9 protein-coding genes, 2 rRNA genes and 1 pseudogene (1 of these 12 only partly in view) are annotated in these 12,867 nt (G+C 43.5%); 11 read left to right on the forward strand and 1 reads right to left on the reverse strand.

Annotated features, from left to right (window positions below; all coding sequences use genetic code 11):
• The 10 genes and pseudogenes from QFZ80_RS35525 to pssA all read left to right on the forward strand — a co-directional run.
• Positions 1–1,467: ribosomal RNA gene (locus QFZ80_RS35525) — 23S ribosomal RNA — on the forward strand; it begins 1,450 nt to the left of the window's first position.
• A 69-nt stretch (positions 1,468–1,536) separates the two neighbouring features.
• Positions 1,537–1,653 (forward strand): 5S ribosomal RNA (gene rrf / locus QFZ80_RS35530).
• 228 nt (positions 1,654–1,881) lie between these two features.
• Positions 1,882–2,343, forward strand: a complete 462-nt coding sequence (locus QFZ80_RS35535; protein WP_029196492.1) for a CtsR family transcriptional regulator — start codon at positions 1,882–1,884, stop codon at positions 2,341–2,343.
• A gap of 13 nt (positions 2,344–2,356) precedes the next feature.
• Positions 2,357–2,869 carry a protein-arginine kinase activator protein McsA gene (gene mcsA / locus QFZ80_RS35540; RefSeq protein ID WP_029196491.1) on the forward strand — a complete coding sequence of 171 codons (513 nt, stop codon included), beginning with the start codon at positions 2,357–2,359 and terminating at the stop codon, positions 2,867–2,869.
• A gap of 65 nt (positions 2,870–2,934) precedes the next feature.
• Positions 2,935–3,954, forward strand: coding sequence for a protein-arginine kinase McsB (gene mcsB / locus QFZ80_RS35545; RefSeq protein ID WP_373460454.1), 1,020 nt, complete (start codon positions 2,935–2,937; stop codon positions 3,952–3,954).
• Between the two features lie 60 nt (positions 3,955–4,014).
• A complete protein-coding gene (gene clpC / locus QFZ80_RS35550) occupies positions 4,015–6,456 on the forward strand; it encodes an ATP-dependent protease ATP-binding subunit ClpC (RefSeq protein WP_307563377.1) in 2,442 nt (813 codons plus the stop codon).
• Positions 6,457–6,938: 482 nt separating this feature from the next.
• Positions 6,939–8,369 (forward strand): DNA repair protein RadA, encoded by a 1,431-nt coding sequence (radA, locus tag QFZ80_RS35555; RefSeq protein ID WP_047683235.1) that lies wholly within the window; start codon positions 6,939–6,941, stop codon positions 8,367–8,369.
• 488 nt (positions 8,370–8,857) lie between these two features.
• Positions 8,858–9,043 (forward strand): annotated as a pseudogene (locus QFZ80_RS35560) (DNA repair protein RadA); the annotation flags it as partial.
• 40 nt (positions 9,044–9,083) lie between these two features.
• Complete coding sequence (gene disA / locus QFZ80_RS35565) at positions 9,084–10,163, forward strand: DNA integrity scanning diadenylate cyclase DisA (protein ID WP_082562248.1); 1,080 nt, start codon at positions 9,084–9,086, stop codon at positions 10,161–10,163.
• A 120-nt stretch (positions 10,164–10,283) separates the two neighbouring features.
• Positions 10,284–11,033 carry a CDP-diacylglycerol--serine O-phosphatidyltransferase gene (pssA, locus tag QFZ80_RS35570; RefSeq protein WP_029196485.1) on the forward strand — a complete coding sequence of 250 codons (750 nt, stop codon included), beginning with the start codon at positions 10,284–10,286 and terminating at the stop codon, positions 11,031–11,033.
• Positions 11,034–11,108: 75 nt separating this feature from the next.
• Here pssA and QFZ80_RS35575 read toward each other — a convergent pair whose 3' ends face one another.
• Entirely contained in the window at positions 11,109–11,504 is a 396-nt protein-coding gene (locus QFZ80_RS35575) for a hypothetical protein (RefSeq protein ID WP_047683251.1), read from the reverse strand.
• A 155-nt stretch (positions 11,505–11,659) separates the two neighbouring features.
• Here QFZ80_RS35575 and QFZ80_RS35580 point away from each other — a divergent pair, with 155 nt between their 5' ends.
• On the forward strand, positions 11,660–12,727 hold the full coding sequence (locus QFZ80_RS35580) for a PIN/TRAM domain-containing protein (protein ID WP_373460317.1): 1,068 nt from the start codon (positions 11,660–11,662) through the stop codon (positions 12,725–12,727).
• Positions 12,728–12,867 lie beyond the last annotated feature (140 nt).

A 12,867-nucleotide genomic window follows, 5' to 3' on the forward strand; every position in this document is an offset into this window, starting at 1 on the left:
TTATGAGCGATGGAGTGACGCAGAAGGATAGTGACGCGAGCTGATGGATGCTCGTCCAAGCAGTGAGGCTGATGTGTAGGCAAATCCGCACATCGTAAGGCTGGGCTGTGATGGGGAGGGAAATTTAAGTACCGAAGGTCATGAGTTCACACTGCCAAGAAAAGCTTCTAGCCAGGCGAAGGTGCCCGTACCGCAAACCGACACAGGTGGGTGAGAAGAGAATTCTAAGGCGCGCGGAAGAACTCTCGTTAAGGAACTCGGCAAAATGACCCCGTAACTTCGGGAGAAGGGGTGCCTCGGTAGGGTGAATAGCCCGAGGGGGCCGCAGTGAAAAGGCCCAAGCGACTGTTTAGCAAAAACACAGGTCTGTGCGAAGCCGCAAGGCGAAGTATACGGGCTGACGCCTGCCCGGTGCTGGAAGGTTAAGAGGAGTGGTTAGGGCGCAAGCCCGAAGCTATGAATTGAAGCCCCAGTAAACGGCGGCCGTAACTATAACGGTCCTAAGGTAGCGAAATTCCTTGTCAGGTAAATTCTGACCCGCACGAATGGCGTAACGACTTGGGCGCTGTCTCAACGAGAGATCCGGTGAAATTTTAATACCTGTGAAGATGCAGGTTACCCGCGACAAGACGGAAAGACCCCATGGAGCTTTACTGCAGCTTGATATTGGACTTTGGTACGATCTGTACAGGATAGGTGGGAGCCTTTGAAGCCTGAGCGCCAGCTTGGGTGGAGGCATCGTTGGGATACCACCCTGATCGTATCGGAGTTCTAACCTGGTACCGTAATCCGGTATGGGGACAGTGTCAGGTGGGCAGTTTGACTGGGGCGGTCGCCTCCTAAAATGTAACGGAGGCGTTTAAAGGTTCCCTCAGAATGGTTGGAAATCATTCGCAGAGTGCAAAGGCATAAGGGAGCTTGACTGCGAGACCTACAAGTCGAGCAGGGACGAAAGTCGGACTTAGTGATCCGGTGGTACCGAATGGAAGGGCCATCGCTCAACGGATAAAAGCTACCCTGGGGATAACAGGCTTATCTCCCCCAAGAGTCCACATCGACGGGGAGGTTTGGCACCTCGATGTCGGCTCATCGCATCCTGGGGCTGAAGTAGGTCCCAAGGGTTGGGCTGTTCGCCCATTAAAGCGGTACGCGAGCTGGGTTCAGAACGTCGTGAGACAGTTCGGTCCCTATCTGTCGCGGGCGTAGGAAATTTGAGAGGAGCTGTCCTTAGTACGAGAGGACCGGGATGGACGTACCGCTGGTGTACCAGTTGTCTCGCCAGAGGCATCGCTGGGTAGCTATGTACGGAGGGGATAAGCGCTGAAAGCATCTAAGCGCGAAGCCCCCCTCAAGATGAGATTTCCCAGTATGTAAGACCCCTTGTAGACGACGAGGTTGATAGGTTCGAGGTGGAAGTGCAGCAATGCATGCAGCTGACGAATACTAATCGGTCGAGGGCTTAACCAAAATTCCTAAGTAATCTTACTTTACGCAAGTTTCGTATCTAGTTTTCAAGGCGCAAACACGCTTTGACTGTTTGGTGATGATGGCGGAGGGGACCCACGCGTTCCCATCTCGAACACGACCGTTAAGCCCTCCAGCGTCGATGGTACTTGAACCGCAGGGTTCTGGGAGAGTAGAACGTTGCCAAGCAAAAGATAAAGCCTTTTTGAGAGAAATCTCAAGAAGGCTTTTTTGTTTTTATTTCGAATAAAACTGTAGGTAAGGTCAACAATAGTAAGGTTCACTTTTGGTTGTCGGATTATTAAGGATTGGATTTTAGAGCAGTACTTGTCAAAAAGAAAGGAAATGATTATAATCTAGTTAAGGTCAAAGAAAGTCAAAGTCAATTTACTTCTGGCAATCTGGGAGGACGAATTGATGCGCAACGTATCAGAAATTATTGAACAGTATTTAAAACATGTCCTGCAGCAGAGTTCCGAAGGGGCCATTGAGATTCAACGCAATGATTTAGCTGATCAGTTCCAATGTGTGCCTTCCCAAATCAATTATGTGATCAGTACAAGGTTTACCTTGGAAAAAGGTTACATTGTGGAAAGCAAGCGCGGCGGTGGTGGATACATTCGTATCCAAAAAATCGAGCTCAAGAGTCACGGGTCCATTTTAGACCACATTTTTCGCACGATTCATACACACATTGATCAAGTTACTTCAGAAGGACTCGTATACCAACTGCAGGAAGGCCACTATATTTCAACACGAGAAGCTAACCTGATTCGGGCAGCAATTTCGAGAGATGTGTTGACCTTCAAGCTCCCGCTGCGCGATGAAATTCGGGCCAAGATTCTTAAAGCAATGCTGATATCCTTGCTTAGCAGATGAGGAGGCATATGAAATGATTTGTCAGGAATGCGGTAAACGACCGGCGACTCTTCATTTTACAAAGATTGTGAATGGAGACAAGAACGAGTTCCACATTTGTGAGAATTGCGCTCGTGAGAAGGGTGAAATGATTCCCGGAACTTCCAACGGATTTTCGATTCACAATCTGTTATCAGGATTACTTGATTTCGAACCGTCATCTCTATCCGCTGCAAAGTCTCAGGCGATCCGTTGTGAGAGCTGTGGCCTTACGTATTCTCAATTTAGTAAATTAGGACGTTTTGGTTGCGGATCATGCTATCAAAGCTTTTCAGAAAAGTTAGATCCTCTCTTTAAAAGGGTGCATGGAAATATCGTTCACGTTGGGAAAGTGCCTAAGCGAAGTGGCGGCATCATCCAATGTAAGCGGGAAATTGATACGCTCAAGAAGGATATGATGACTTGTATCGAACAAGAAGAGTTCGAACAGGCTGCAAAGATTCGTGATCAAATTCGTGAAATTGAGAAGAAAATTGCGGGTATGTGAGTTTGTAAGGAGGTGTGAATCCAGTGACATTACAGCGGTTTACAGCAGATGCATTGAGCGAGTGGATGAAAGGTGAAGGACCTGAGTCGGATATCGTCATCAGTAGTCGGATCCGCATTGCTCGTAACCTTAGGGACTACCCCTATCCAATGCTAGCGACTAATCAACAATCACAAGAAGTACTGGAACATTTGTCCGGTGTGCTTGAAAATGATGAGTTGGAGACGATAAGCAATTTTTCACTCATTCCTCTATCGGATTTGAATGAGCTTGAGCGAATGGTTCTGGTAGAAAAGCATTTAATTAGTCCTAATTTAGCTAACGAGTCCAGAAATGGCGCCGTTATTTTAAGCGAAAATGAATCCATCAGTATTATGATCAACGAAGAGGATCATCTTCGCATACAATGTTTATGTCCGGGTTTTCAGATTAAAGAAGTATGGGATTTGGCGAACCAAATCGATGATATCTTTGAAACACAGCTGGATTACGGGTATGACGAAAAGAGGGGCTACTTAACAAGCTGCCCTACGAATGTCGGTACCGGGATCCGCGCTTCGGTGATGATGCATTTACCGGCGCTAGTGCTAAGCCAACAAATCAATCGGATTTTATCAGCTGTTACGCAAGTTGGGTTGACGGTTAGAGGATTATACGGGGAAGGCAGCGAAGCATTAGGAAATCTGTTTCAAATATCGAATCAAATTACGCTGGGCCAGTCCGAAGATGAGATTATTGATAATTTACACAGTGTTGCAAGGCAAATTATAGAGCATGAACGTGCTGCGAGACATAAGCTGATTCAAGAGTCCCGAATGCGGATAATAGATCGTGTGAACCGTTCATTAGGTATTCTGTCATATGCAGGAATCATGGATTCGAAAGAAGCCGCGCAGCGTTTATCAGATGTGAGACTTGGTATTGACCTTGGAATTATCAACAACGTTTCATCGAATGTTTTGAATGAACTGTTGGTGATGACGCAGCCTGGTTTTCTTCAACAATATGCCGGTGAGAAATTAAATGCCGAAGAGCGAGATATACGCAGGGCTGAGTTGATTCGCGAAAGATTTGGTAGGGTTTAAGAAAGATAAGATTCATCCTTTAGGATTTCTATAGATATACTAATTTTGGAGGTGTTCTCTATGATGTTTGGAAGATTTACGGAACGTGCGCAAAAGGTGCTCTCTCTTGCTCAAGAGGAAGCTGTTCGTTTAGGGCATAACAATATTGGTACAGAGCACATTCTACTTGGTCTTATTCGTGAAGGAGAAGGTATTGCCGCTAAAGCGCTCGTTGCTTTGGGCTTAGGTCTTGAGAAAATCCAAGACGAAGTTGAGTCGTTGATTGGCAGAGGACAAGAACAGCCTACCAACATTGCGTATACACCTAGAGCGAAGAAGGTTATTGAACTTTCGATGGATGAAGCGAGAAAATTAGGTCACACGTATGTGGGGACTGAACATATTCTACTCGGGCTTATTCGCGAAGGAGAAGGTGTTGCTGCAAGAGTCCTTAATAACTTAGGTGTCTCTTTGAATAAAGCACGTCAACAAGTCCTTCAATTGCTTGGAAGCAGCGAATCTGTGTCACCAAGCCATGGTAGTAATCCGAATGTGAACACACCTACTTTGGATGGTTTAGCGAGAGATTTGACGGCGTATGCCAAAGAGGGTCATCTGGATCCTGTGATTGGTCGCAGCAAAGAAATTGAGCGTGTCATTCAAGTGTTAAGCCGCAGAACGAAAAACAATCCGGTGCTGATCGGTGAACCAGGCGTTGGTAAAACAGCGATTGCTGAAGGCCTCGCACAGAAAATTATTAACAATGAAATTCCGGAAACGTTGAAGGATAAAAGGGTAATGACGCTCGATATGGGCTCTGTTGTAGCAGGTACCAAATATCGCGGTGAGTTCGAAGATCGTCTCAAAAAGATCATGGACGAAATTCGTCAAGCGGGCAACATCGTACTATTCATTGATGAGCTTCACACCTTGATTGGCGCTGGCGGAGCGGAAGGTGCAATTGATGCCTCCAACATCCTGAAACCGGCGCTTGCTAGAGGCGAGCTGCAATGTATTGGTGCTACAACGTTGGATGAATATCGCAAGTATATTGAAAAAGATGCGGCTTTAGAGCGTCGTTTCCAACCAATCACAGTAGATCAACCATCTCCTGAAGAAGCTATTCAAATCCTTTATGGGTTGCGTGATCGTTATGAAGCTCATCACCGTGTGAAAATTACGGATGCTGCGATCCAAGAAGCTGTAAAACTTTCCGATCGTTACATTACGGACCGTTTCTTACCGGATAAAGCAATCGATTTGATCGATGAGGCAAGCTCCAAAGTAAGACTACGTTCTTACACAACACCGCCTTCATTGAAACAGCTTGAGAGCAAGCTAGATAACATCCGTAAGGAGAAAGATGCAGCGGTTCAAAGTCAAGAATTCGAGAAAGCAGCTGGACTTCGTGATACGGAGCAGAAGCTTCGCGAAGAGCTGGATACAACGAAGAATGATTGGAAAGAGAAGCAAGGTCGTTTGGACACAGAAGTAACGCCAGATGATATCGCACAAATTGTGGCGAGCTGGACAGGAATTCCGGTAAGTAAACTTGCTGAAGAAGAAACAGAGCGTCTGCTCAAAATGGAAGATATTCTTCATGAGCGTGTCATTGGCCAAGAAGAAGCTGTTAAAGCGGTAAGCCGTGCCATTCGCCGCGCTAGAGCAGGTCTGAAAGATCCGAAGCGTCCAATGGGCTCCTTCATATTCCTCGGACCAACGGGTGTTGGTAAAACCGAATTAGCACGCGCATTAGCAGAATCACTATTCGGTGATGATAATGCGGTAGTCCGAATTGATATGTCGGAATACATGGAGAAGCACTCGACTTCTAGATTAGTAGGGGCGCCTCCGGGTTACGTTGGATACGAAGAGGGTGGTCAACTCACGGAGAAAGTACGCCGTAAGCCATACTCGGTTGTACTGCTCGATGAGATCGAGAAAGCACATCCAGAAGTGTTCAATATTCTATTGCAAGTGCTGGAAGATGGTCGATTAACTGATTCCAAAGGACGCACAGTAGATTTCCGTAACACATTGATTATTATGACATCCAATGTTGGCGCGGATATGATTAAGAAAAATTCTTCGCTTGGCTTTACTGCTGCTGTTGATGCAGGTAGAGATTACACCAATATGAAGGATAAAGTAATGGGCGAGCTCAAGAAAAGCTTCCGTCCTGAGTTTCTTAACCGCATTGATGAAATTATCGTGTTCCACTCCTTGGATGAAGCACATATTGCCCAAATTGTCACCCTGATGGCCGATGATCTTCGCAAACGTCTGAAGGAGCAAGAGGTTGATTTCTTGTTAACAGACAAAGCGAAGATGTTCCTTGCCAAAGAAGGATTCGATCCGACTTACGGAGCGAGACCGCTGCGCAGAGCCATCCAGAAGCATATTGAGGATCGCTTATCGGAGGAACTGCTCAGAGGCAACATTGCCAAAGGCGACTCCTTAACCATTGATGAGAAAGATGGCGAACTTGTTGTCCTGAAGGGCGAAGGCGTAACCGTAAAATAATGAAAGCAAAGAAGCATTTTGCTCCATCCTACCTAGGATGTAGCAAAATGCTTTTTATTTATCACAGCCCTCATCAATTGAGCTGTTTGACATTATTCATAAATATTTTGAATCTGATAAGAGACTAAATTGGGAAATATCTTTTACAGAACTTGCCGTTTTGCCAAAGAAGAGCGGTCTATCGGCGGCATTGAATATGTAGCAGATAATAGCTCTTTGCTATTTTGAACGTAATAAAGTTTGTTAAAATAAATAATGTATCTCAAACGGCATTAACCATGTTGATAAATATGTAAGAAATGCATAAAAAAATGTATGATAGAACGTGGATGCAGAAATAAACAAACAGTTATCACCTAGTTGGCTGAGTATAAAAGTAAGAATAAAGAACAAAGAGAAAAGAATGAAACCTTTGGAAAAAAATTAAATTATTGGAAGAGTTTATAAAACTATTTGATTAATTGGGGAAGTGAATCTTAACTATGAAAAAGAAAACCATATATAAATGTACCAGTTGTGGTCAAGAGCATCCAAAATGGCAAGGTTCGTGCAGTAGTTGTCGTGAGTGGAATACCCTTGAAGAAGATGATGTTATAAACGCTCCTAGTGGAGGTCAGAAGGGCATAAACAAAAAGAAGAATGTTATCATAAACCGTCTTACAGATACCGTATCCCAAAACAGTGATAGGATTGTTACCAAGTACAATGAATTTAATCGTGTAATGGGAGGAGGAATCGTTAAAGATTCTGTTACGATTATTACGGCTGTTCCAGGTGCTGGAAAATCCACACTCTTATTGCAAATATCAGATGATGTGGCAAAGCAAGGATTGAAAGTGCTGTATGCTTCAGGTGAAGAAAGTGATAGTCAGATAAAGAGAAGAGCAGAACGAGTCTTGCAAGATATTCATAAAAACGTTTGGGTTTATTCTGATAATAGTTTGAATAATGTCTTAGGTTGTATTGACCAAGTAGACCCTGACCTCATTATTATTGATAGTATTCAAACTTTTGTATTAGAAGAATATCCGCAAAGACCTGGTTCACCCACGCAGACGATGGAATGCGCGAATACTCTCTTAAAGGTCGCAAAAGATGCACAAAGACCAAGAGCCATTATAATGGTTGGGCAGATGACCAAAGATAACGAATTAGCTGGATTAAGAGCATTAGAACACTTGGTAGATGCTGTTCTTGTTCTCGAGGGGGAGGAAGGCGAGGAGCTAAAACAGCTATTTTCGACTAAAAATCGCTACGCCAGCACAGGAGAGCTTGGATTTTTCACAATGGGTGAGCAAGGATTGACACCTATTGATAATCCCTCAGAGTTCTTTATGACACAAAGAGACGAGAATGATGTAGTTAGTGGAAGTGCATTGACAGTCGTTAAAGAAGGCACAAGACCTATCATTTTGGAAATAGAAAGTTTGGTATCAACCACGTTCATGCCATACCCAAGCCGGATTGCTGAGTGTTTAAAAAAGGACCATGTGAATACACTTATCAGCATCATGGAGCAAAGAGCCAATATCCCTCTTCATGATAAGAACGTGGTTGTTAAAACGACAGGCGGTATCCGTTTAAAAGAACAATCATCAAATTTAGCCGCGATAATGAGCATTGTATCTTCCTGCAAGAATCAAGGTATACCAAATGATACTGTATTTATCGCAGATATTGGATTAACGGGCGAATTAAAAAAAGTACCTACTTTAGAACTAAGAATTAGAGAACTTGAAAGAATGGGTTTCAAACGTGTCTATGTTGCGCTCAATGGATTGAAAAGCACAACTACGTTTTCTACAATAAAGGTAATCCCATGTAAGACATTGAGCCAAGTCATCCACTCTGTATTTGGCACTTCTTCTAAAGGCAAAGAGGAGAAAGCACCTTGGGATGAGGAAGATAATTAGTCAACGGCTATTGTTGAGCGTAAAAGACTTCAAGTTAAACGGTGAGTGACCTACATAAAGAAGTTACACATATCGACTCCTGCCAATTTGAACCATTAAATTGAATGATAAAGTTTCGAACTGCTATAAACTAAACTGGTTATTGTAAGAAAATTAGAACTATTCTTTCATTATTTACAACTTCTTTTAAAGGAATGAATTTTCCGTTATACTTAGTTGTAAGGATTTAGCAACTGGACTACATCCAGTAGTACAGTTCGGATTAAGAGTGTTAGGTTGGATCAAAGCAGCATGATTTTCGAATGTGAAATGTATTATATATGTAGAGGGATTGTTTTAAGAAGAATATTATAGACGGGACTCATTTGATATACTTCAAATGGTTTTTTCAAATGTTATGAGCATTGGTTGGGATGCTGTCTAATCCAATCGTCTATTATATCGTGTAAAAGAATTTTTTTGAGAATTGGGCGTGCAGTCAAGAATCGATTTGGTTGACCGGGGAAGTAAGCGGTGTATCCCGGATTGATCAACGTGTGAAGGAAGCGGAAAAGCTCGGATTCCGTAGATTAATTATGCCGGAGAAAAGTTTGAAAGGATGGACTCATCCGTCCGGTATGGAGATTATCGGAGTGAACACGGTAGCAGAGGCATTGAAAGCGGCGCTGGGTTAACTCGTGGTCATTCAACCTGCAAGCCTTCAGGAGGAAAATGATGAGCAAAGAAGAGATAAAGCGAGACGTCATGAGCCAACTGCTGCAAATGGTAGCACCTGGTACACCGTTCCGTGATGGGTTAGAGAATGTCCTACGCGCCAAAACGGGTGGACTTATTGTCGTTGGATATAGTACAGAAGTAACGGAAATCGTGGATGGCGGTTTTTCCATAGATTGTGATTTTTCCCCCAATTATTTATATGAACTTGCCAAAATGGATGGCGCGATTATCCTCAGTGAGGACATCAAACGCATCCTATATGCGAACACGCAATTAATCCCAGATTCCTCTATCTCATCATCGGAGACGGGAATCAGGCATAGGACAGCCGAACGTGTTGCGAAGCAAACAAATAAGTTGGTTGTTTCGATTTCACAGCGGCGTAATGTCATAACACTTTACCAAGGTAATTTGCGTTACGCGCTGAAAGATATTGGTGTTATCCTGACTAAAGCGAATCAAGCGATCCAGACATTGGAGCGTTACAAAGTCGTACTGGATCAGTCGCTGACTAATCTAAGCGCATCCGAGTTTGAGGAGTTGGTTACATTGCACGATGTTACCAATGTCATTGCAAGGTTTGAGATGGTACTGCGCATTAAGGCCGAGATTAATCGATACATTAATGAGTTAGGGAATGAAGGCCGCCTCATTAGCATGCAGCTTGAAGAACTTGTTGGAAATGCGGAACTTGAAGCGCGTTTGATCGTAAAAGATTATGTACGTGATTTATCGGAAGACCGCGTCAAAGAAATGCAAGCAGGCTTAAAGCGTTTATCCTCGGATGAACTGCTGGAGCCGCACCAAATCATCCGATTGCTTGGATATCCGCATACGAATTCTATTGCCGAAGAACCGGTGTCCCCTCGAGGGTTCCGAATTCTAGGGAAAATTCCGCGGCTGCCGTCTATCATTATTGCCAATCTGGTCGAAAAGTTTGGTTATCTGCCTCACATGATGATGGCGACTATTGAAGAATTGGATGAAGTTGACGGAATCGGAGAGGTGAGAGCCCGCGCCATTAAGGAAGGTCTCAAAAGAATTCAGGAACAAGTGTTCATTGACAGACATATTTAAACTAGATACAATCATAAAGTATCATTGTTGAGGTTTTGTTAAGGTGAGGCAGTTTTATGCAGTCGAGGTTTTATTAAGTCGAGATTAGGGTATAGTAAATCCAGAGGTGGACAAAAACATATGTTAACGAAATCAATTCCCAGTCTTTTTACAGTAGGGAACTTATTCCTAGGTGTACTGTCAATTATTCTCGCTTTCAGTGGTGAGCATGGAATTGCAGCAGTACTCGTCATTGTCGCTATGTTGCTTGATGGACTTGACGGACGTGTAGCCAGAGCTTTGAACGCACAAAGTGAGTTTGGTAAAGAGTTAGATTCGCTGTCCGATGTCATTTCGTTCGGTGTAGCACCAGCATTTATCATGTATGTGGTTGCATTTAATGATCCGAATGTGATTAGTCCTGCATTTGCTTGGATTGTTACCGCAATCTTCCCGATTTGTGGAGCTCTTCGTCTAGCTCGTTTCAATGTAGTTGCCGGTACGCCTGGTTATTTCATCGGTTTGCCAATTCCAGCTGCAGGCGGTGTACTTTGTACACTAGCATTGTTCGTGAACGAAATTAACGTGTATGTTCTGTTGGTCAGTACAATTCTATTGTCTTACTTAATGGTAAGTACAGTGAAGTATCCGAACTTCAAAAAAGCTGGAATTCCGAAAGCAGCGATCTGGATTACGCCAATTATCGTTGCTGTAGCTATTTTGATTGCTATCAAATGGCCGGAATCAATTTCTAAAATGATTTTCGTACCTCTATTAGCGTACGCGCTATATGGCCTAAAAAAAAACGTTGATGGGTTCTTCATCCGTCTCCGGAGAAAGAACAAAAGACGCGGCATGGACGACACGAATTCAGTGAAATCGGACGTTTAACACAGGTTTCGAAAATAAAAAGCATTTATTTTCTTCTGATGATTCAGAGAGAAAATAAATGCTTTTTTTTCGTCTTCATGACATGTTGAATAGTCCCAGTGTTGTGCATTTCTTCGATTCGTTCTCAACGACTTGCTCCAAATTAACGTCTAGGATGTTACTAAGTGCGGACATATAGAAGAGATTTCTACCCAGCTCCGTACTTACGACCTCAATGCATTGTTCACATAAGTGACCAGATACATGAGTACCGAGTACATCCTTGGCCTCATCCAAAGTCATCTCTGGATGATACTCTTGCTTGGCTGCATGAACCTGAATACATCCACATTCCGTAATAGATTTGACCACGGAACGATTAGTAGCTGCGCCAGACTGTTGAAACTTGGATAAGACGTCAAGCAGACTTCGGTGACGGAGTAACAATTCGGACACTTGATCCTGAAACTGCTTTAAAGTCAAGGAGCTCATTCCATCCACCTCGGGTGTGTTGGTAACTTCCAATTTCATTATAAAGGAAGCCCTCTAATATTTCAATTTTCCATGTAAAGAAGTGATTAACGTTGGAGAAATTGGAACATAATTGTAATAAGGCTTAAAACAAGTTTGATTTAGGGGGTGAATCTGTGATGAGGAAATGGGTACAAATCATTTTGGCCATCATGGGTGGTAGTTTAGGTTATAGTTGGAGTGATTCAATCCTTCGAAAGACAGCGTTAATGAGTGAAGCAGGACAAGTTATCTGGATTAATAGTTTATGCGCAGTAGGTATGTTCTTCCTTTCGTCATGGGTTGCTAGTCAGGGAATGAAGCTGCTTATGAGAGGCGAAAAGAATGTAGCGGATATCCCGGTATCCGATTTACTCTCAGGTACATTAGGATTAGTCATTGGACTGCTTATATCGGTATTGGTGTTCCCTGTTTTAGAGCAGGCGAAGTGGGCAGGTCCTTTTTTACCGTTCATTGTATCTGCAGTACTAGCTGTAATGGGGTTCCGTATCGGTTACAGCAAGCGGGAAGAGCTGGTTCAGATCATTGCAAAGAGCCGATCCACAGGGCCGGAGAAGCAGACACACCGTCCTTATGAGGAGCATAAGATTCTCGATACTAGTGTCATTATTGATGGCAGGATCGCTGATATTTGCAAAACAGGCTTTATCGAGGGAACCCTCGTTATTCCGGAATTTGTCTTGGAAGAGCTGCAGCACATTGCCGATTCATCGGATTTACTCAAGCGGAATCGCGGTCGACGCGGTCTGGACATTTTGAACAAAATCCAAAAGGAACTTGAAGTGAAAGTGCTCATTTACGAAGGAGATTTCGAGGAAATATCTGAAGTAGATAGTAAGCTAGTCCGGCTTGCAAAAGTACTGCAAGGCAAAGTGATTACGAATGATTTCAATCTAAACAAAGTATGTGAACTGCAAGGTGTTTCGGTGCTCAATATCAACGACCTCGCGAATGCAGTGAAGCCTGTTGTCCTGCCTGGTGAAGAAATTATAGTTCAAGTCATTAAGGATGGCAAGGAGCATGGACAAGGTGTAGCTTATCTGGACGACGGTACGATGATCGTGGTGGAAGGCGGGCGCGAATTCATCGGGATGACGCTCGAAGTGATGGTCACAAGTGTCCTTCAGACATCGGCGGGACGTATGATTTTCGCTAAACCGAAACTATTGGAAAAAGCACAGTAAAACCAGTATGATAAGGAGATGTAACATAGCTCTTACTAGTTGATGGGAAAGTATAAGTTTTATACTTTTGCTTTGCATCAACCTTGACAAACCGCTCGTCCTAAAAGGACGACGGAGTCGTTTATCCTTGGGCCTATGCT

The organism is Paenibacillus sp. V4I7 (genome assembly GCF_030817275.1).
Taxonomy (GTDB): domain Bacteria; phylum Bacillota; class Bacilli; order Paenibacillales; family NBRC-103111; genus Paenibacillus_E.

Excerpts from the sequence above, each read along its gene's own strand:
- QFZ80_RS35535 (WP_029196492.1), top strand. The coding sequence starts at position 1,882 with ATGCGCAACGTATCAGAAATTATTGAACAGTATTTAAAACATGTCCTG.
- mcsA (WP_029196491.1), top strand. The coding sequence starts at position 2,357 with ATGATTTGTCAGGAATGCGGTAAACGACCGGCGACTCTTCATTTTACA.
- mcsB (WP_373460454.1), top strand. The coding sequence starts at position 2,935 with ATGAAAGGTGAAGGACCTGAGTCGGATATCGTCATCAGTAGTCGGATC.
- clpC (WP_307563377.1), top strand. The coding sequence starts at position 4,015 with ATGATGTTTGGAAGATTTACGGAACGTGCGCAAAAGGTGCTCTCTCTT.
- radA (WP_047683235.1), top strand. The coding sequence starts at position 6,939 with ATGAAAAAGAAAACCATATATAAATGTACCAGTTGTGGTCAAGAGCAT.
- disA (WP_082562248.1), top strand. The coding sequence starts at position 9,084 with ATGAGCAAAGAAGAGATAAAGCGAGACGTCATGAGCCAACTGCTGCAA.
- pssA (WP_029196485.1), top strand. The coding sequence starts at position 10,284 with ATGTTAACGAAATCAATTCCCAGTCTTTTTACAGTAGGGAACTTATTC.
- QFZ80_RS35575 (WP_047683251.1), bottom strand. The coding sequence starts at position 11,504 with ATGAGCTCCTTGACTTTAAAGCAGTTTCAGGATCAAGTGTCCGAATTG.